This is a genomic window from Dactylosporangium sp. CA-152071 (assembly GCF_050936335.1).
Lineage (GTDB): Bacteria > Actinomycetota > Actinomycetes > Mycobacteriales > Micromonosporaceae > Dactylosporangium > Dactylosporangium maewongense.
The window spans coordinates 2,813,012-2,833,052 of the sequence record NZ_JBNJMZ010000002.1; the positions used below are offsets into that span (position 1 = coordinate 2,813,012).

Annotated in this window: 14 protein-coding genes and 1 pseudogene; 5 read left to right on the plus strand and 10 right to left on the minus strand. The window is 73.2% G+C overall.

What is annotated here, in order from left to right; all coding sequences use genetic code 11:
* The first annotated feature begins 228 nt into the window (after positions 1-228).
* Positions 229-4,452 carry a ricin-type beta-trefoil lectin domain protein gene (locus ACQEVZ_RS52585; RefSeq protein WP_433383142.1) on the plus strand — a complete coding sequence of 1,408 codons (4,224 nt, stop codon included), beginning with the start codon at positions 229-231 and terminating at the stop codon, positions 4,450-4,452.
* A gap of 250 nt (positions 4,453-4,702) precedes the next feature.
* Here ACQEVZ_RS52585 and ACQEVZ_RS52590 read toward each other — a convergent pair whose 3' ends face one another.
* The 3 genes from ACQEVZ_RS52590 to ACQEVZ_RS52600 all read right to left on the minus strand — a co-directional run bounded on the left by ACQEVZ_RS52590 (position 4,703) and on the right by ACQEVZ_RS52600 (position 10,162).
* Positions 4,703-6,697, minus strand: a complete 1,995-nt coding sequence (locus ACQEVZ_RS52590) for a DUF4132 domain-containing protein (protein ID WP_433383144.1) — start codon at positions 6,695-6,697, stop codon at positions 4,703-4,705.
* A gap of 227 nt (positions 6,698-6,924) precedes the next feature.
* Complete coding sequence (locus ACQEVZ_RS52595) at positions 6,925-9,687, minus strand: FtsX-like permease family protein (protein WP_433383146.1); 2,763 nt, start codon at positions 9,685-9,687, stop codon at positions 6,925-6,927.
* A 49-nt stretch (positions 9,688-9,736) separates the two neighbouring features.
* Positions 9,737-10,162: a helix-turn-helix domain-containing protein gene (locus ACQEVZ_RS52600; RefSeq protein ID WP_433383148.1), complete on the minus strand. Its 426-nt coding sequence runs from the start codon at positions 10,160-10,162 to the stop codon at positions 9,737-9,739.
* Positions 10,163-10,235: 73 nt separating this feature from the next.
* Between ACQEVZ_RS52600 and ACQEVZ_RS52605 the strand changes: the two genes are divergently transcribed.
* Positions 10,236-11,057, plus strand: a complete 822-nt coding sequence (locus tag ACQEVZ_RS52605) for a class I SAM-dependent methyltransferase (protein WP_433383150.1) — start codon at positions 10,236-10,238, stop codon at positions 11,055-11,057.
* Positions 11,058-11,067: 10 nt separating this feature from the next.
* Here the strand turns inward: ACQEVZ_RS52605 and ACQEVZ_RS52610 are convergent, their stop codons facing one another.
* Both ACQEVZ_RS52610 and ACQEVZ_RS52615 read right to left on the minus strand, forming a co-directional pair.
* Positions 11,068-11,751, minus strand: coding sequence for a pentapeptide repeat-containing protein (locus tag ACQEVZ_RS52610; protein WP_433383152.1), 684 nt, complete (start codon positions 11,749-11,751; stop codon positions 11,068-11,070).
* Positions 11,752-11,762: 11 nt separating this feature from the next.
* Positions 11,763-13,016, minus strand: coding sequence for a PQQ-dependent sugar dehydrogenase (locus ACQEVZ_RS52615; RefSeq protein WP_433383154.1), 1,254 nt, complete (start codon positions 13,014-13,016; stop codon positions 11,763-11,765).
* 167 nt (positions 13,017-13,183) lie between these two features.
* Here ACQEVZ_RS52615 and ACQEVZ_RS52620 point away from each other — a divergent pair, with 167 nt between their 5' ends.
* On the plus strand, positions 13,184-13,546 hold the full coding sequence (locus ACQEVZ_RS52620; protein WP_433383156.1) for a hypothetical protein: 363 nt from the start codon (positions 13,184-13,186) through the stop codon (positions 13,544-13,546).
* Positions 13,547-13,620: 74 nt separating this feature from the next.
* On the opposite strand, the gene ACQEVZ_RS52625 is transcribed toward ACQEVZ_RS52620, so the two are convergent.
* Entirely contained in the window at positions 13,621-14,406 is a 786-nt protein-coding gene (locus ACQEVZ_RS52625) for a siderophore-interacting protein (RefSeq protein ID WP_354892319.1), read from the minus strand.
* A complete protein-coding gene (locus ACQEVZ_RS52630; protein ID WP_433383158.1) occupies positions 14,403-15,395 on the minus strand; it encodes an ABC transporter substrate-binding protein in 993 nt (330 codons plus the stop codon). Before ACQEVZ_RS52630 ends, ACQEVZ_RS52625 begins: the two co-directional genes overlap by 4 nt.
* Before the next feature lie 99 nt (positions 15,396-15,494).
* On the opposite strand from ACQEVZ_RS52630, the pseudogene ACQEVZ_RS52635 reads away from it, so the two are divergent.
* A pseudogene (locus tag ACQEVZ_RS52635) lies at positions 15,495-16,469 on the plus strand (FecCD family ABC transporter permease); the annotation flags it as partial.
* 17 nt (positions 16,470-16,486) lie between these two features.
* Here the strand turns inward: ACQEVZ_RS52635 and ACQEVZ_RS52640 are convergent.
* On the minus strand, positions 16,487-16,957 hold the full coding sequence (locus ACQEVZ_RS52640) for an NUDIX hydrolase (RefSeq protein ID WP_344498507.1): 471 nt from the start codon (positions 16,955-16,957) through the stop codon (positions 16,487-16,489).
* A gap of 54 nt (positions 16,958-17,011) precedes the next feature.
* On the opposite strand from ACQEVZ_RS52640, the gene ACQEVZ_RS52645 reads away from it, so the two are divergent.
* Positions 17,012-18,289 carry an alpha-hydroxy-acid oxidizing protein gene (locus tag ACQEVZ_RS52645; protein WP_433383160.1) on the plus strand — a complete coding sequence of 426 codons (1,278 nt, stop codon included), beginning with the start codon at positions 17,012-17,014 and terminating at the stop codon, positions 18,287-18,289.
* 14 nt (positions 18,290-18,303) lie between these two features.
* Here ACQEVZ_RS52645 and ACQEVZ_RS52650 read toward each other — a convergent pair whose 3' ends face one another.
* Positions 18,304-19,296 (minus strand): ADP-ribosylglycohydrolase family protein, encoded by a 993-nt coding sequence (locus ACQEVZ_RS52650; RefSeq protein ID WP_433383162.1) that lies wholly within the window; start codon positions 19,294-19,296, stop codon positions 18,304-18,306.
* 24 nt (positions 19,297-19,320) lie between these two features.
* Positions 19,321-19,905, minus strand: coding sequence for a hypothetical protein (locus tag ACQEVZ_RS52655; protein WP_433383164.1), 585 nt, complete (start codon positions 19,903-19,905; stop codon positions 19,321-19,323).
* Positions 19,906-20,041: the final 136 nt, after the last annotated feature.

Sequence of the window (20,041 nt, forward strand, 5' to 3'; positions counted from 1 at the left end):
CAGCCTGCAATTTAGGGGTCGCATTCACCGAAGTCAAGACATCATGAGGCGTTCATGACGGCACTCACCGCCAATCCGGACATACCTCCGACGGCGTGCCGACATCGCGCGCATCGATTGACACGGCCACTGGCCTCCCCCTAGGTTTCGCTCACTTTCACTTCGCGGGGGCTAACAGTGATCAGACCTCATCCTGCCGTGCGTCGACACGGCTCCTCCAAACTCGCCATGGTGGCATCGCTCGCGGTCGCCTCGGTCGGCACCGCGGTCGCGCTCACGGTCGGTGCGCCGGCCGGCGCCGAACCGGCGCCCGCACCGACGGGTCAACCGGCCACGAACCAGCAGGCGTCCGAGAACACCGCGATCAGGCAGGCGGTCGAGAGCGGCCGCACCATCGAGGTGGCGAACTCCCGGTCCGAGATGGCCCGCACGATGGCCACGCCGCGCGGCACGCTGGTGCGGGAGAGCTACTCCGTGCCGCACTGGACCAAGAAGGACGGCGCCTGGCGGGAGATCGACCTGTCGCTGCGCAAGGACGGCGCCACGCTCGCACCCGTCGCCTCGGTGGCCGACGTACGGTTCTCCGCCGGCGGCACCGAACCCCTCGTCACCCTCAACGGTGCGGGCGGCGCGCTCAAGCTGACCTGGCCGTCGAAGCTGCCGGCGCCTCGCATCGAGGGCGACACAGCGGTGTACGAGTCGGTGCTGCCGGACATCGACCTCCAGGTGCAGTCCACAGTGGAGGGCTTCGGCTACTCGCTGATCGTCAAGACCAGGCAGGCCGCGGCGAACCCGGCCCTCGCCAAGCTCAAGTTCGGCCTCACCAGCACCGGCTGGACGCTGCGCAACAAGCCGGGCGGCGGCTACGAGACCCGCGACAGCACCGGCAAGACCACCGCGTCGGCCGGGCCGGCGCTCATGTGGGACTCCGCCGGCGTGCCCAGCGCGCAGCGGTCCCTCGCGGCGGCGCGCACCGCGGGCAAGAACTCCGTGCTGCGGCACGTGCCCGACGACTCCCGCAAGGCCGACCTCCCCACCACGGTGGAAGACGGCTCGCTCGTTATCGTCCCCGACGCCGCGATGCTCGCCGACCCCAACGTCGCGTACCCCGTGGTCATCGACCCGTGGACCGGCGTCGGCCGCGCCCGCTGGGGCTACACCGACTCCACCAACGCCAACCGCGACGACGGCATCGTCCGCGTCGGGCAGAACACCGACGGGTCCGGCACCTTCCGCTCGTTCTTCGAGTTCGACCTGAGCTGGCTGCCGGGCAAGCAGATCCGCAACGCCAAGTTCGTCACGATGATGACGCACTCGTGGGCGTGCACCGCGACGCCGGTCAGCCTGTACCGCACCGGCGACCTCACCGGATCCGGTAGGCAGGCCTGGTCGGGCCCGGCCCTGAACCTGTTCGTCGAGACGAAGTCGGGCAACGCCCACAAGCCCTCGACCGGCGCCGGCTGCGCCAACGACCCGCAGCCCAACATGTACATGGAGTTCTCCAACCAGACCCTGGTGAACGACGTCATCAACTTCGGGCAGGGCCGGGGCAGCTACACCCTGGGCCTGTCCGCCCGCGACAGCGACGGCACCGACGAGACGGCCAGCAACCGCTGGAAGAAGTTCGACCAGGCGCAGACCGCCATGTCGGTCGAGTACAACAGCCTGCCGAACACCCCGGTCGCCTCGGCTCTGACCACACACACCGACTTCACCGCCGCGGGGCAGGCCTGCGTCACCGGCACCGGTCGGCCGATCGTGCGGTCCACCGCGCCGTGGCTCAAGGCCAACATCTCCGACCCCGACGGCGACCAGAGCGGCCAGCTGTCCGCGTCGTTCGCCCTCGAGCAGTGGAACGGCACCGCCTGGACCGCCATCAGCGGCTGGCCCAAGACCGACACCGGGGTCCCGTCGGGCACCCTCGCCGACATGGCCGTCCCGGCCGGCACGCTGACCGGGTCGATGGCCCGCTGGCAGGTGCGGGTCAGCGACGGCCTCGGCGGCAACTCCAACTGGTCGCCGTGGTGCGAGTTCTCCATCGACACCACCCCGCCGGGCGTCAAACCGACCGTGGCGGCATTCGACGGCCTGTACGTGGAGACGCCACCCAACGACGTCATGCGCGGCTCCGTCGGCCGCAGCGGCCAGTTCACATTCGGCGCCAACGGCGAGACCGACATCGCCGACTACGAGTACCAGCTCGACGGCGACGCCAAGACCTACGTCGCCGCCTCCGCCACTGACGGCACGGCGACCGTCTGGGTCACCCCGACCCACGTCGGCGAGAACGTGCTGACCGTCCGCTCCCGCGACGCGGCCCAGAACGCGTCGCCGCCCAAGGACTACCGGTTCCTCGTCAACTCCCACTCCGACCCCAAGACCTGGAAGCTCGACGAGGGCACCGGCACCACGCTCGCCACCAGCCCGGCCGGCGGGCCGACGGCCACCGTCACCGGCGGCGCGACCTGGACCGACGGGCGGATCCTCGGCACCCACGCCGTCAACGGCAAGGACAGCGCCCTGCACTTCGACGGCGTCGACGACATCGCCGTCGCACCCGGCCCGATCATCAACACGACGAGGAGCTTCGGCGCGGCCGCCTGGGTCCGGCTCACCGGCGGCACCTCGAACGCACGCACCGTGCTGTGCGTGGAGGGCGGGATGACCTGCGGCATCGCCATCCAGTACCTGCCGGCGCCGACGAACCGGTGGGCGCTGACCGTGTACTCCACCGACCTCGTCGACGCGGCCCCCCGCTACGCCACCGCACCCACCGCACCGGTCTTCGGCCAGTGGACGCATGTCGCGGTGTCGTGGGACGTGGGCATGAAGATGATGAAGCTCTACGTCAACGGCGTCGTCGCCGGCCAGCTCAGCCGCCCGTCCAACTGGAACGCCGTCGGCGTGCTGGACATCGGCGGCGGCAAGTACGCCGGCGTGCGCCAGCCGAGCTTCGAGGGCGACATCGGCGACGTGCGGGTGTGGGACCGGGCGATCGACCCGTTCGTCGACATCAAGCCGGCGGTCACCCCCGTCGTCACCGGCGAGTGGGCGATGGAGGACTACGACGAGGATGCGCCCCGGCAGGTCGTCGACGACTCCAACTTCCAGCGCCCGCTGACCCTCACCGAGCCTCCCGGCACCGTCACCTGGTGCGACAGCCACGCCAGCACCGGCCTCTGCTTCGACGGCCTGTCCGGCGCCGCCACCGCACCCGCCGTTGTACGCACCGACCAGTCGTACACGGTCTCCGGCTGGGCCCGGATCACCGACACCAGCGTGTCCCGCACCGTCTTCTCCCAGCAGGGCACCCGCGGTGCCGGATTCACCGTCCGGTACGACAAGACCGTCAACCGCTGGTCGTTCGTGGCGGCGGGCAGCGACGCCGACGCACCCGCGATCTACAAGGTGAACTCGACCGCCGCGCCGGTGCTCAACACCTTCACGTTCCTGGAGGCCGTCTACGACGCGCCAGCCGGGAAGATCCGGTTCTACGTCAACGATCAACTGCAGGGCGAGACGTACTACACGGCGAACTGGAACGCCGCCGGCACGTTCAACGTCGGCCGGACCCTCCAGGCCGGCGCGGCCGCCGAGTTCTTCGCCGGCGACGTCGACGAGGTCCGGGTGCACACCGGCGCCATGCACTCCACCAACGGCGCCGTGCCCAACAACACGCTGATGATGTTCCGCTCGGGCGTCACCGGCAAGTGCATGGACAACCCGTACGGCGCCAGCACCGATGGCAACCGCATCCAGTCGTTCGGCTGCAACGGCGGCTCCGACTCGCAGCTGTGGACGATGCCCGGCGACGGCACCATCCGCATCGCGGGCAAGTGCCTCGACGTCAACAACGCCGGCACGACACCGGGCACGTACGTGCACCTGTGGACGTGCCACGGCCTGGCCGCGCAGCAGTGGGAGGTCGGCCCGTTCAACTCGCTGCGCAACCCCAACTCGGGCCTGTGCCTGGACGTCCCGAACGCCAGCACCGCCAACGAGACCAAGCTCCAGGTGTGGACCTGCTCCGGCAACGCCGCCCAGAGCTGGACGCCGCAGTGGACCGGCATCGGCGTGATCCGCTCCGGGGTGCCCGGCAAGTGCGTCGACAACTACCAGGGCACGGGGGCCAACGGCAACCTGATCAGCTCCTGGGACTGCAACGGTGGCGCGCACTCGCAGATCTGGGCCGTCATGGGAGACGGCACCATCCGGATCAGGGGCATGTGCCTGGACATCATCGGCTACGGCACCGCCGCCGGCTCGAAGATCCACCTCTACACCTGCAACATGACGGCCAACCAGATCTGGGAGCTCGGCCCCAACAACTCCATCCGCAACCCGGTCTCGGGCCGCTGCCTGGACCTGCCGAACCAGAACACGGCCAACGGGACCCAGCTGTGGATCTGGGACTGCAACGGAGGCCGCGCCCAGGAGTGGTTCGTCTCGTGACCTCCTGACACCTGCCCTACAGGGACCCGCGACCGCCCCGGTGGTGGTCGCGGGTCCTTCCGTTTCCGGGCCCGCGGTGGCGGAGGCGAGGTTGTGGAGTTGACGAACCGGGCGGTGCGCCCGGCACCGGGCCGCGTGTCGAACGGGATGACGAAGTGCGGGCCGTCCTACCTCACCATCGCGACGGGGACCCGCAACCGCGGGTCCCCGTCGCCGTACTACAGGGCGATGCCCCGCTTGCGGTAGGCGATCACGTCGAGGAAGTCGATGAAGTGACTTCCTGCAGATCATGGATGAGCTCCGACACGGCGACCGGGTCGATCGCGCCGAAGCCGGGGACGAGCTTGCCGTCGGCGTGGGTGGGCAGCCACACGTTGCCGAGGGTCTGCTGCTGTTCGGCGGTGACGTCGCCGATGAACATGCCGGGGTCGAGGTCGATCGAGGCGACGAGGCCGCCGGGCAGGTCACGCTCCAGCGTGCACAGCATGCCGCCGTCGCCGACCTTGCCCATCCGCCAGCCGCGGCGCACCAGCCCGAGGAGCCGTCCGACGTGGACGGTGCGGCCGTCCTGCCGGTCGAGGCTGTGGGCGGTGCGCTCGTCGTCGGTCAGCACGTGGACGTCGCGACCCAGCTGCGCGAACGGCTGCAGGACCTCGTAGTCGGCGAACACCTCCGCCCACGCCGCCAACCGGTCGCCGAGCCGGAGCGGGTGCGCGAGCCACACCGTTGCGGTCGCGGTGACGACGATCGGCTCGTCTTCCACGTCGGCGTACGTGCGGTCCTCGGCCACCCGGAAGCACGCCTCGCCACCGTCGGGGCCCTCGGACGTCACCCAGAGCAGCCGGCGCGCGACGTGCCACAGCAGCGGATGTCCCACCAGGTACCGGTGGAACTCCGCGCCGCTCCACCGGCGCTGGTCGGCCAAGGCGCGCTCGAGGCGGCGGATCTGGTCGGCCGCCACGGTCCGCACGTCCTTCTTCAACCCGAGGAACCGCTGGTACGCGGCGGGCGCGGCGACCGGGTCGTCCTTCACTCCGGGCCTGGGCAGCGCGGCGCGGCGGGTACCGGCGGCGTCGGTGACAAAGGGCATGAGGTGCTCGTCGAAGCCGACGACGAACCGACGCGGCCCGTAGTCGAGGCTGAGGCTGCCGTCGGTGTCGAGACCGAGGTCGGGCACGAGGCGGTCCGCGAGCTGCTCCAGGGTGAGGCCGGTGTCCCGGGCCAGGGTCTCCAGCCGCTCCTTGGCGAGCCGGCGGGTGCTGTGCTTGGAGGCTTTGTCGGCGACACCCTGGATATGCATGAGCGCCACGTCGGTGCCGATCGCGGTGAGCACGTCGAGGCCGCGTGCGGCCCGGGTGTGGTCGCCGTGACCGGGCCAGGAGCGGATCAGCGGACTGAGCCTGCGGGCCGTCTCGTCGTCGCCGATGAGACCCTGCATGTCGAGCGCCCATCGGCCGACCGACGGACAGTTGGCGTCGACCCAGCGCAGCAGGAGGGCCCGGCCGAAGGCGGCCAGCGAGACGGGGTCGCAGACGTCCTTCACGATCTCCAGACCCGCATACGGCAGGGCGGGCTGGGACAGCGAGAGCATGGTGACCACGTGCCGCGCCGACTCGACCGGCAGGGTCCGCACGCCGTCCCGCAGACGGATCGTCGGCAGCGTCGGCACGCCGACCCAGCGCGGGATCTTCGGCAACGTCGAGGGCAGCAGCTCGAGCGGGTCCGTGTCGAGCATCGCCCGGATCGCGGCGCCGGCCGCCGAACCGTAGTTGTCGGCGGCGGTGAGCACCAGATCCCGGTGACCGTCCGTGGCGAGCGCCAGCAGTGCGTGCTCGGCGAGTTCGCGGCGCGGGCCGGGCTCCTCCAGGGCCGGCGGCACGAGATCGCGGGCGGCGGCGGCCGGGTGGCGGGACAGCCACTGCCGCGCGAGGTCGCGGGTCCACGCCGACCGGGACTTCACCCGCAGTTCCATCATCAGGTCAGCCAGCTCCGGGCCGGTGAACGGCAGCAGCCGCAGCGTCGTCTCGGTGACCATCTCCCGCGACAACGCGACGAGGTCCGGCACGGCGTGCAGCGCGTCGGCTCCCGGCGTGCCGTCGGACGCCAGCGGCGCGGAGCGGGTCAGTCCGGGCACCACGACCGGCTCGCGGCGGCGGGACCACGGCGGGGTGACGAGCACATCCGGCAGCCCGTCGTGCCCAGTGGTCGCCGGGTCGGTCGGCGGCGGCAGGTCCGTCGTGGTCACGCAGTCACCTCACGCAGGTCAAGGATGAGCGGCTCATCGTCACCCATGCCGCCGATTTCGACAAACGTCTGCCACCTCGGCGCCGCGGCACACCACGACCCGCTGCAGGTCGACATGGCCCCGGCGGCCGGCCGCCGTACATCGTGGAGGCAGGCGACCGGATCACGTCCGCCGGTGCCTGGGTCGTCGCCCACCCCGCGGCGCGGCGCGGTGGGCGGGGGTGGGGGTCAGGACTCCTCGGCGAGAAGGGCGGCGGTCGGTAGGCGCTGCAGGAGGGCGGCGGGGATCAGGGCGGCGCAGGTGGCCAGCAGGGCGCCGGCGGCGACGGCCGAGCCGGCGGTCGTGAGCAGGGCGGGCCTCAGGTCGCCGACGAGCCAGGCGGCGGCGGTCACGCCCACGGCGGCGCCCGCGAGGCCGCCGAGGAGGCCGATGCCGAGGCCCTCGGCGGCGACGAGGCGGGCGAGGGCGGCCGGGGTCCAGCCGGTGGCGCGGAGGGTGGCGAGCTCGGCGGCGCGGTCGCGGATGTTCAGGTAGAGGACGTCGGCGACGGCCAGGACGCCGAGCAGGATCGTCGCCGCGACCGCGATCGTGTCGACGGTCCTGACGCGCAGGGAGACCGCGTCGCCGAGGAGGGTGCCGACGATCGCGCCGTGGAAGGCGAAGGTGATGGCGCCGAGGACGGTGGCGGCGGTGATGCCGATGGCGAGGGCGCCGCCGGCGAGGGCGGTGCGGCCGGGGACGCGGACCAGGTTGAGCAGGCCCATGGTGACCGGGCCGCGGGGGCGGCCGGCGCGGCGCGGGCGGGTGACGGCGGGGCGCAGGCCGGCGGCGGGGCGGCCGCGGGCGGCGCCGAGGGCCGGCAGCAGGCCGGCGAGCAGGGACAGCCCGACGGCGGTCGGCAGCGCCAGCAGGGCCTGCGTCCAGCTGGTGCGGACGTCCAGCAGCCCGCCGAGCGGGCCGGTGAGGGCGAGGGCGCCGAGGCCCGCGACCGTCCCGATGACGAAGACCTCCCCGAGGACCGCGGCGAAGATCCGGTGGGCGGGCCAGCCGAGCGCGGCCAGGGTGGCGAGTTCGGCGCGCCGGTCGCGGACGCCGGCGGCGACGGCGTTGGCGAGGAAGAGCGCGCAGACCGCCAGGACGAGGACGAACAGGACGGCGCTCTTGCGGTCGATCGCGGTGATGATGCTCGCCGCGACGCCCTTCTTCACCCAGTGCTCGGTGACGCGCAGCTCGGGCCGCTGGTACTTGCCGGCGGCGAGGGTGACGGTCTGCGGGGAGGGCGAGGAGCCGTACGTGATGTCGACGTCCAGGCCGGTGCGGGCGGAGATCTCCTCCGCGACGACGCGGACCCGCTCCCGGGAGGTGGCGGAGAAGCCGTGCACGCCGGCCACGCGGACCCGGATGGCGCTCAGCGGCGCGGCCTTGTCGGTGCCGGTGGTGTCGGTGAGGATGTCCGGCAGCGCCGCGATGCTGGTCAGCAGCATCGGTGGCGACGACAGGTATCCGCCCGGGTTGCCGCCGGGGGCGAGCGGGCGGTCGCCGAGCAGGTCGCGGGTGGCCTGGTCGGCGCCGACGACCAGGGGTGGCTCGTAGGTCTCCATCGGCACGCGGCTGAGCGGGTTGAACGTGGTGAGCCGGGCCGGGTCGAACGTGCCGACGACGCCGAAGTCCGCCGTCGTCATCTCGCCGTTCATGCGCACCGACACGTTCTTCACCGTGCGGAACGAGGTGTCGTCGAGCTGCCACGGCGCGGGGAAGCCTGAGGAGTACGGCAGGGCGTACGCGGCCGAGTTGTCGGGCACGGGGACGGCGGTGAGGCTGCCGTCCGGAGCCTGCGCGTAGGAGACGCCGCCGATCTGCAGGAGCCACTCATGGCTGTAGAGGAGGCCGAGGTCGCGGCCGGTGCCGACGGTGTGCTGGTATGCGGCCTCGGCGTCCAGCACGTCGTCGCGCACGTGGGTCGTGGGTGCGGCGGTCATCGCGGCCAGCATCGCCTGCGACGTCCCGGCGGGCAGGGCGGGCAGCGGTGCGTGCGAGATGCTGACGGCGGTGGTGGTGTCGGCGTACCGGCGCGACGACGCCAGCACGGGCACGACCATGCGCTGCTCGGAGGTGCCGGGAATGGCGGTCGCCTGCGCCGGCGTGTTGGCGAGGAACGTGCCCTGCGTGGCGCCGCGCAGCCCGACGAGCCGGTCCTCGGCGTCGGGGTCGACGGCCGCGACGAGCATCGGCTCGTGCCACGTCAGGGAGATGCTGAGCCGCTGCTGCGGCTCGGTGTCGTACAGCGTCTCGAACCGGCCGTCGGGGCGCCGCCGGAACGCGAAGACGGACTGGTTTGTGGCGTCGGTGACCTCGTCCTGCTCGACGAACGGGCACACCTGCCGGCCCTCCTCGAGCAGGCCCGGGGTGCCGTGGCACAGCTGCTGCCACGGCATCGTCTGGCCACCCGAGAACTGCAGCAGCTCGTCGTTGCGGCCGAGCCGCGGCCACGAGACGTCGTGCGTGGTGACGTACACCCAGGCGGGGGTCGCCGGTGTACGGCTGAGCCCGCGGTCCGCCAGCAGCGTGCGGTCGACCCGCATGACCTGCCGGTCCAGCTTGGGGTCGACGAGGTCGGTGAGGTCGACCGGCGCGACGACGGCGGCGTTGAGCGACCCGGCCATCGCGATCGGCGCGGCGACGTCGATGCCGGGCACCGAGCGGACCTTCGCCCAGTCGTCCATGGTGAGCCCGCCGTAGATGCCGGACACCGCGTTGGGCCGCAGCAGCGCGCGGTCGCCTTCGAGCGGCAGCCGGCTGCCCTTCGGCCTGACAAGGATGTCGTACGCGGCCCGCACGTTGGCGTCCACGGTGCCGGTGACCTGCAAGCGCGCGGTGGCGGTGGCGCCGGTCAGCACGGTGAAGCCGGTGGTGGCGGTGAGCACCCCGACGAGGAGTGCCACCGCCCGCCCCGCCCGCCCCCGAAGATGTGCCCAGACGAATCGGATCACCCGCACACACTGACCTATACATTGTGACAATGCAAGCCCTCATGGGGCCTCACCGGCGCGGTCCGCCGCCCGGCCGCGGGTGGGTGCCGGCCTCGGCGGCGCGGATGATGCGGCGGAAGGTGGGGCACTCCATGTGCGTGGGGGCCGGGCAGGCCGCCGCGTGGCGGAGGGAGTCGCGCAGGACGGTGAGCCTGCCGATCGTCGCGTCCAGCTCGTCGGCCTTCGCGGCGAGCACGGCGCGGTCGATGCGGGGGCTGCCGTCGGGGGCGAACATGAGCGCGATCTCGTCCAGGGAGAAGCCCGCGGTGCGCCCGAGCGCGATCAGCGCGAGCCGCTGCAGCACGCCCGGATCGAACTGGCGGCGCAGGCCGGCCCGGCCGACCGAGGCGATCAGGCCCTTCTCCTCGTAGTAGCGCAGGGTCGAGGCGGCCAGCCCCGAGCGGCGCGCCACCTCGGCGATGTCCAGGTTCGTCATCGGCTTGACCTCAAGTCGGCTTGAAGTGAAACCGTCCCATCCGGTCACCGTTCATGGCAAGGGGGAGCTGAGCATGGAAGCGCAGACGGCACTGTGGAACGGCCGCGCCGGGCAGGCGTGGGTCTCGGCGCAGGCGATGCTGGACGAGGTGTTCCGGCCGTTCGAGGACCTGCTGGTCGCGGCGGTCCGCGGCGGCAGCGTGCTCGACGTCGGCTGCGGCACCGGCGGCACGACCGTCGCCGCCGCCCGGAAGGTCGACCCGGGCGGCCGCTGCGTCGGCGTCGACATCGCCGGGCCGATGGTCGCGGCGGCGCGGGAGCGGGCCGGCCGCGAGGGGGTGCCGGCCGACTTCGTCCAGGCGGACGCGCAGGAGCACGACTTCGGGGCGGCGGCGTTCGACACGGTCATCTCCAGGTTCGGCGTCATGTTCTTCGCCGACGCCGTCCGCGCCTTCACCAACCTGCGCCGCGCCGCCGCCCCGGGCGCGGTCCTGCGCGCCGTCACCTGGCGCGGCGTCGAGGAGAACCCGTTCATGACGACGGCGGAGCGGGCCGCGGCGCCGCTGCTGCCGTCGCTGCCGGTCCGCCGGCCGGACGCGCCGGGGCAGTTCGCGTTCGCCGACCCGGCGAAGGTGCGGGGCATCCTGCGCGACGCCGGCTGGACCTCGGTCGACATCCGCCCCCTCGACGTGCCGTGCGCCTTCCCGGAGGCGTCGCTCGTGCCGTACTTCACCCGGCTCGGCCCGCTCGGCCTGGTCCTGGGCGACGTCGCCGAGCCCGCCCGGACCAGGATCGTCGAGACCGTCCGCGCCGCGTTCGCCCCGTTCGTCGTCGGCGACGAGGTCCGCTTCACCGCCGCCTGCTGGCAGGTCGACGCGCACGCCCCGGCGGCCTGACGGCCGCTCGTCACTTCGGGGTGAGGTGGCCGGCGCAGGACTCGCGCCGGTCGCCGCCGGACTTCGTGCCGTCGGGGCAGACCACGTTCACCCACGTGACGTCGTCGAGGTCGGCGTCGCCGAGGCGGGCGCCGCGCAGGTCCGTGTCGGCCAGGAGGGCGCCGGACAGGTCCGCGCCCCGGACGTCCGCGCCGCCGAAGTCGGACCGGCGGAACTCGGTCTGCCGCAGGTGCGCGTCGCGCAGCACGGCGCCGCGCAGGCCGGTGTCGGCGAACGTGCTGCCGTTCCAGGTGGTGCGGCGCAGGTCGGCGCGGCCGAGCTCGACGCCGGTGAGGGTGGCGTCGCGGACGTCGGCGCCGGTCAGGTCCGCGCCGGTCAGGTCGACGTTCTCCATCGACACCGTTCGCAGGTTCGCCTCGTGCAGGTTGCTGCCGCTGAGGTTCGCCTCGCGGACGAATCCGTCCACAGTGGACCGCTCCAGGTCGGCGCAGCGCAGCTGCCGCTGGGACAGTTCGGCATCGTTGACCGTGCGTCGTGGCATCGAGACCGCGCCGGCCGCCGCGCACCGCCGTCCATGGGTCTCGCTGTCCCGCGTCTGTACGACCAGCAGCACGCTGAGCAGGACGGCGCAGAGCAGGAAGCCCGCCGCGACGCGTCGCGGCCGGCGCCGCACCGCGTGTCGCAGTTTCGCCACGCCACCGACGTTCACCGTGGGCCCGGCGAGACGAGCGGGTGCAGGGTCAGGCGGAGGATGCGGTCGTCGTCGGCGGCCGGTCCGCCGGGGTTGCGGCCGTCACGGTTGGACGTGGTCATCCAGACGCTGCCGTCGGGCGCCCTGACGGCGGTGCGCAGCCGGCCGTACTTCGTCGCGAGTGCCTCCACGGGCTTGTTCGGCACGCCACCGCCGGGCCGCCACCGGATGCCCCACGCGTCCGACCCGCCGCCCTCGGGCGGCCGGCTGCCGGCCTCCTTCTGCAGGCTGCGGTCGAGGCCGACGAGGTACACGCGCTGCCCCCGCAGGCAGGTGACGACGGCGGTGTCGCCGACCACGGCCACGTCGGCGCTGACCCCGACCTCCGGGTGCCACGTCACGACCGGGTTGATGTACTTCGGGTTGGTGCCCATACCCTCCACGAGCGGCCAGCCGTAGTTGCCGCCGGGCACGATGATGTTCAGCTCGTCCCAGACCGCCTCGCCGATCTCGGTCTCGTACATCGTGCCGTCGGCGGCCCAGTCCAGGCCCTCCGGGTTGCGGTGACCGTAGGACCAGACGAGCGAGCCGCGGAACGGGTTGCCGGGCGGTGGCTTGCCGTCGGTCGTCATCCGCAGGATCTTCCCGCCGAGGTCGTCGAGCTGCTGTGCCGCCTCGGTCCTGGACGCCTCCCCGGTGGTCGCGTACAGGTACCCGTCGGGGCCGAACTCGAGTCGCCCGCCGTTGTGGATGCCGCCGCGCGGGATGCCGGTGACGATCGGCTTCGGCCGCTCGCCGAACTTCAGCCTGGCGACCCGGTTGTCGACGGCGGTGGTGTAGTAGATGTAGACCGTCTGGTCGACGGCGAACCGTGGCGACGCGGCGATCCCGAGCAGCCCGCCCTCGTTGTCCGACACCGCCTCGCTGATCTTCGTCACCGGCGTGACGGTCAGCGCGCCGTTGGCCGCCCTGCCCGGGCCGACCCGCAGGATCCGCAGCGTCCGCCGCTCGGTGACGAGGGCGCTGCCGTCGGGCAGGAACGTCAGCCCCCACGGGACGTCGAGGTGCCGCGCGATCGTGGTGACGGCGACCGAGGCGTCACCACGCGCCGACGGGTCGATCGGGCCGTGACCGAAGTCGGTCGGGTCGGCGACGCCCGGCGCCGCGTTCTTGGGCGGCGGCTTCGCCGGGGCGTCGGACGTGCAGCCGCTGGCGACACCCAGCAGCAGGCAGAGCGCGACGGCCCCCGCGCGGACGGGTGTACCCATGGACCGGCCTCCGCTCGCGCAGCCGAACATCGTCTCCCTGCACGATCACGAATCCGTGCCTTCTCCGGCGTCACCCACGGCGGGGGAACGTCACCGGGCGTTTGACCTCGTGTCGGGGCGGGCACAAGGCCGTGGAGTCGAGCACCCGTACCGTTGAGGGAGACCAGATGAGACTGCTGACATTGGCCGCCGGGCTCGCCACCGGTTACGTGCTGGGCACCCGTGCCGGCCGCGGCAAGTACGAGCAGATCGTCGAGGGCGCCCGGCAGCTGCGTGCCAACCCGACCTTCGCGCAGGCGCAGGAGACGGCGAAGAAGCTCGCCTCGTCGCCGCCGCCCACCGCCTCGATCACGCCACCCGCGGCGTCGCCCGCGATGTCGTCCGCCACTTCACCCGCGATGTCGTCCGCCGCGTCGTCCACCACCACGACGCCGTCGGCCCGGGCCGCCTCGAACGGCGCCGCCGCGAAGCCCAAGGCCCCGCGCGGCACCCCCGGCCAGGGCACGCCGGGCGCCGACCCGCTGAAGTAACCGCCCCGAACGATCCGAACGGTCCCGGCTGCGACTGGCCGGGACCGTTCGCGTGCAAACGGGCCGCCGGGGGCTCAGGCGGCCTCGGCGATGAGGTCGTCCTCGGTGGCGCCGCGGCGCCAGTACCCGGTGAACATGACCCGGCGGCGGTCGATGCCGCGCTCGTGGACCAGGTGCCGGCGCACGGACCGCACGACGCCGGACTCGCCCGCCACCCACGCGTACGGGGTGCCCACCGGCAGGTCCGCGGCGCGGACCGCGTCCAGGACGCCGCCGCCGACCAGCCAGGTCAGCTCGGCGCCTTCGGGGCGGGGCAGGTCCCGTACATCGGCGGCGTCATGCACCTCGATCCACGCCCGGACCGGCATGGACGTGCCGACCCACGCGAGGATGCCGGCGAGCGCCGGCAGGGCCGTCTCGTCGCCGGTGAGCAGCACCCAGTCGGTGTCCTGCGGCGGGCGGAAGTCGACGCCGCCGTTGTCGGCGACGGTCGGGGCGAGCACGACGGCGCGGTCGCCGGGGCGCGCGTGCCGGGCCCAGGCCGACGCGGGGCCGGCGGTGACCGTGTCGTGCACGGCGAAGTCGACATCGAACTCGTCGCCGCGCTGCTCCCGCACGGTGTAGGTGCGCATGACGGCCCGCGTCGCGGGGTCGGCCGCGCGCCATCGCGGGTACCAGTCCTCGCCCCTGGGCACGACCGCCGCCCGCTGGTGCGGCTGCGGCAGGAACAGCTTGAACCGCTGGTCCCGGCCGCCGCTGGTGAACGCCGCCAGGTCGGCGCCGCCGAACACCAGCCGCACCGCCGACGGCGACAGCAGCTCCTTGCGCAGCACCGTCACGTCGAAGAAGTCGAACGTCACCCGGTGACCTTCTTCGCGCTCGTCAGGGCCTTCGCGAGGGCCTCCAGGGGGCCGGCGCAGCCGGCGTGGCTGAAGCGCGGCTCGCTGAGCCACGGCACGACCTGGCCGGCCTTGACCGCGGGCAGCGCCGCCCAGGTCGGCTTCGCGGCGAGGTCCTTGGGCTGCAGCGCCGAGGTGCGGCTGTCGAGGAGGATCACGTCGGCCTTGTACCGGTCGGCGTTCTCCCAGCTGAGGTTCTCGAAGAAGCCGCCGGTCACGTTCTCCGGCGTGATCACGTCGACGCCGAGCTCCCGGTAGTGGCCGAGGTCCGCGTACGCCTTGGGCGTCGACGCGTAGAGCAGGTCGGGGCTCGCGGAGGCGGCGAGCACCTTGAGGCCGCCGTTGCTCTTGACCGCCGCCTTCACGGCCTCGCCGGCCGCCTCGAAGCGGGCCTTGGCGTCCACGACCGGCTTCGCGGACTGGTCGGCGCCCAGGGCTGCGGCGAGGGCGGAGTACCGCTGGATCACCTGCGGCAGGCTGACCCCACCGGAGACGGTGATGCCGACACTCGGGGCGAGCGCGAGGATCTTGTCCTTGCTGTCGTCGGGCACGTACCACAGCGCGTTCGGCTCGTACATGTTCGTGACCAGCAGGTCCGGGTTGAGCGAGGCGTACTTCTCGATGTTGAACTCGCCCCACGCGTTGCCGAGCGAGGTGAGCCGGGCGACGTCGAGGTCACCGGCGAGCGGGTCCTTGCCGCCGTCGGCGCTCTTCGACGGGCCGAACGTGCCGAGCACCTGCGCGTCGACGCCGAAGTCGCGCAGCGCGGCGGCCGAGCCGACGTAGGCGACGACCCGGGTGGGCCGTTTGGCGGCGCTCGCCTTGGTGCCACGGTCGTCGGTGAACTCCCACGCCGCCGCTTCCGCTCCGCTGGTGCCGTCTCCGCAGGCGGCGAGCAGGGCGCCGAGGCCGAGGCCGCCGGCCGCGGTCAGGAAATGGCGTCGGTTCATTGGTGCACCTTCCGTTGACTTCGGTTTTTGACTTCAGCGTCAAGCGGCGATTAGGTTAGCCTCACCTAAGTTGATCGTGTCAAGTCCGGGGGTTCGTGCGTGCAGGTCCACAGAGGGCGCTGGCTGCTGGTGTTCGTGGCCGTCCTCGCCCTTGCCGTCGTCGCGAGCCTCGCGGTCGGCGCGCGCTCGCTCGCCCCGCCGGACGTCTGGCACGGGCTGATCGACCCGTCCGATCCCGCTGCCACGGTCGTCCGCCGGCTGCGGCTGCCACGAAGCGGCCTCGGGCTGCTCGTCGGGGTCGCCCTCGGCCTCGCCGGCGCGCTGATGCAGGCGCTGACCCGCAACCCGCTCGCCGACCCCGGCCTGCTCGGCGTCAACGCGGGCGCCTCCGCCGCCGTCGTCTCCGCGATCAGCTTCCTCGGCGTCACCGGCCTGTCCGGGTACATCTGGTTCGCGTTCGCGGGCGCCGCCGTCGTCACCGTCGTCGTCTGGGCCGTCGCCGGCGGGGCCACCGCGACCCCCGCCGGCCTCGCACTGTCCGGCACAGCCGTCACCGCCGTCCTCTACGCCTACGTCGCGGCGGTCCAACTGCTGGACACCGCCTCCCTCGACCGGATGCGCTTCTGGACCGCGGGGTCCCTCGCCGCGGCGTCACCCGGCACGGCGAGGCTGATCCTGCCGTTCGTCGCCGCCGGTGTACTGGTGACCGCGGCGCTCGCCCGCACGCTGAACGTGATGGCGCTCGGCGACGACACCGCGCGTGCCCTCGGCACCGACCCGGCCCGCGTCCGCGCGGTGGCCGCCGTCGCCGTCGTCCTGCTCTGCGGCGCGGCGACCGCGGCGTGCGGCCCGATCGTGTTCCTCGGCCTGATGGTGCCGCACCTGGTCCGCCCGCTGACGGGGCCCGACCTGCGGTGGCTGCTGGCCTTCTGCGCGGTCCTCGCCCCCGCTCTGCTGCTCGGCGCCGACGTCGTCGGCCGGGTCGTGTCCCGCCCCGGCGAGCTGCAGGTCGGCGTGGTCACCGCCGTCGTGGGCGGCGGCTTCTTCCTCGCCGTGGTCAGGGCCGGGACGCCGGCCGGGTCAGGGCCGCGTCACGGCTGGGGCGCCGACCACGGGCCGTCCGGGGCCAGGGCCACCAGGACCTCCAGCAGCTCCGGCGGCTGGAGCTCGTCCGGCAGCGACGCCAGGTCCGACCAGAGAACCCACGCGTGCGAGTCGAGCGTCACCTGCTCGTGGGGCAGCAGACCCGTCCGGACCAGCGGCGGCCGCTCGGCGTCGAACCGGGCGAGGAAGAACTGCTCGGTCCCGACGTACCGCGTGCCCTTCCACCACGAGTCGCGGGACACCGGCACCCAGCGCTCCCGAACGAGCCCCGCGTCAAGCCCCGTCTCCTCGGCCAGCTCCCGCCGCGCCGCCTCGAACGGGGTCTCGCCGGGGTCGATGCCACCGCCGGGCGGCTCCCACAGCCACCTGCCGTCCGAAGGGTCCCGCCACCGCAGCAGCAGCACCCGGTCGGCGGCGTCCAGGCAGATGACCCGCGCGGCGGGCCGGTGCTTCGTCACGCCCCGACCGTAGCCCCTTTGCCGGCCGCCGTGCGGTGAGGAAGATTGGCGACCATGACCAGCACCCCCGGCCCGGGCCGGCTCAGGCAGAACGCCATCTACCGTGCCGGCGTGCTCGGGCGGGCGCCGGACGTGCCGACCGACGCCGACGAGCTGGAGCGGCGGGCGCATCGGGCGATGTCGCGGAAGGCGTGGGCGTACGTGGCGGGCGGCGCGGGCGGTGGCGCCACCATGCGGCACAACCGGGCCGCGTTCGAGCGGTGGCGGATCGTGCCGCGGATGCTGCACGGCGCCACCGCGCGGGACCTGACCACCACGGTGGCCGGCACGCCGCTGCGCGCGCCGCTGCTGCTCGCCCCGGTCGGCGCGGGCGCGCTCGTGACGCCCGGCAGCGACGTCCGCATCGCCGAGGGCGCGGCCGCGGCGGGCGTGCCGTACATCTTCTCCAGCCAGGGCTGCGACCCGATGGAGCGCACCGCGGCCGGCATGGGCGACACCCCGTTCTGGTATCAGCTGTACTGGTCGACGGACGAGCGGCTCGTCGACTCGATGATCGGGCGCGCGGAGGACTGCGGCGCCCGCGCGCTCGTCGTCACGCTCGACACCACGCTGCTCGGCTGGCGGCCGCAGGACCTCAACCTGGGCTCGCTGCCGTTCGCGCGAGGGCTGGGGATCGCCCAGTACACCTCGGACCCGCGCTTCATGGAGATCGTCCGCGAGCGCATGACCGCACCCGCCGGCAAGCCGCAGGTCACGCTCGGCGCGCTGCGGACGCTGTGGTCGATGGCGCGCAACCACCCCGGCGGTACGGTCGCCAACCTGCGCTCCAGGGAGCCGCGGGCCGCCGTCGAGACCTTCCTCGACATCTACTCCAACCCGGGCCTGAGCTGGCGGCACGTGGAGACGCTGCGCCGCCGCACGAAGCTGCCGATCCTGCTCAAGGGCATCCTGCACCCCGACGACGCCAGGACCGCGGTCGCGGCCGGGGTCGACGGCATCATCGTGTCCAACCACGGCGGCCGGCAGGTCGACCACACGGTCGCCGCCCTCGACGCGCTGGTCACCGTCCGCGACGCCGTCGGCCCCGACGCGACCGTCCTGTTCGACAGCGGCATCCGCTCCGGCGCGGACGTGTTCGTCGCGCTCGCCCTCGGCGCCGACGCGTGCCTGCTCGGGCGGCCGCACATCTACGGGCTCGCGATCGCCGGTGCGGACGGCGTACGGCAGGTCGCGGAGAACGTCGTCGCCGAGCTGGACCTGACGATGGCCCTCACCGGCGTCCCGGACGTCGCCGCCATCACCCGCGCACAGCTGCGGGAACACACCCGGTAGCCGGTGCGGGCGGGTCAGTCCCAGACCTGCCCGAGGGCGGCGAGGCCGGTGGCGTATTCGATGCGGGACAGCCACGGCAGCGGCCACGCCGTCATGCCCAGCGACGCGCCCAGGAAGGCGCCGGCGAGGCAGGCGATCGAGTCCGAGTCGCCGGAGGTGGTGGCGGCGCGGGCGAGGGCGGTCACCGGGTCGTCCGCATGGCGGATCGCGCACAGCAGGCCGGTGGCCAGGGCCTCTTCGGCGATCCAGCCCGCCCCGGTGGCCGCGCACGGGTCGCCGCCGTCGTCGGGGCCCGCCAGGGCGTCGTCGAGGCGGTCGAGCACGTCGAGGCACTCGTCCCAGCCGCGGCTGATGAACTGCTCCGGCGAGCTCACCGACGGCTGCTGCCAGAGGGTGCCGAGCCAGTCCGACCGGTAGGTGGTCCGCTGCGCCTCGCACCGGTCGCGCAGCGCGGCGGGCAGCTCCGCGACGGCGGCTCCGTCGCGGAGCAGGCGGACGGCGAGCGCGGTGAGCTCGCTGGCGGCGAGGGCCGTCGGATGGCCGTGGGTCATGGCGGCCTGTAGCTGGGCGACGCCCGCGAGGGTGTCCAGGTCGTAGGTGGGGACGAGCCCGACGGGCGCGACGCGCATGTTGGCGCCGCAGCCCTTGGAGCCGGCGACGGTCGCCTCGGTCCACGGCACGCCGCGGGCGAGCCCGCCGCACGCCCGCAGGCACGTCATGCCGGGCGCGCGGTTGTTGTCGGGGCTGTGCGCCCACTCCACGAAGCGGGCCCGCAGCGGCGGCTCGAGCGCGGCGGCGGTGGTGGCGGGAGCGTCCAGCAGCGCCCAGCCGACCGCGAGCGTCATCTGCGTGTCGTCGGTGACGAGCGCCGGGTCGCCCTCCAGGTCGCGGGGTCCGCCGGGACCGTAGCGCGCGACGATCGCGTCGATCGTCATGAACTCGGTGGGTTTGCCGAGGGCGTCGCCGTACGCGAGACCGAAGAGACACCCGGAGGCCGTGGTCGACATGGGAGGGATCGTACGGAACACGCGTCAGAACGGGGGCAGGGCCTTGAAGCGTTCGTCGAGGCGGATGCTCGGCAGCAGCCGGCGCAGCATCGCCCGGGTCGCGGTCAGCGGGTGGTGCGGGAACTCGGCGTCGTACTGCTCGTCGTCGGCGTGGAGGGTGGGCAGGCCGCCGGTGGCGTCCGGGGCGAACGGCGACGGCTTGTTCATCCCGTCGGGGCCGAGCTTCGTGAAGACGAGCGCCTCCCGGACGCCGGTCGTGCCGGACTCCGTCGCCTGTACCTTCAGCACGGTGCTGCAGGTGGCCCGCGGGATCGTGTAGGAGCCGAGGAACACCAGGCCGTGGCCCTGGGGGTGGCGGATCTTCACCACCTGCCGCAGGGCGGGCACGCCGTCGACCGGCTCGACGGCCGCGTCGATGAGCCCGCCGCCGGCCGCCGCGGTCCGCCGGGCCGTGCCGGCGAACAGCGCGGCTGGGTCGTGCAGTGGGGCCGGCAGGTCGGGGCGCAGGTCGAAGAAGTGCAGCGTCATCACCGGACCCTGCTCGTGCTGCCAGGCGTACTGGTCCATTTGCTGGAAGCCTGTGAGGTCCAAATGGGTGATCGCGCTCATAGAAGTTCACCCTAATGGGCTACCAGGTGACCCAGAAATACGGTGAATAGCCCGTTTTGTGGCTCATACCACCAGGGGATTCGGGTGACCAGCACGGTTGCCCGGCTGTCTCTGCGGGGGAAAGAGCAGTACCGTG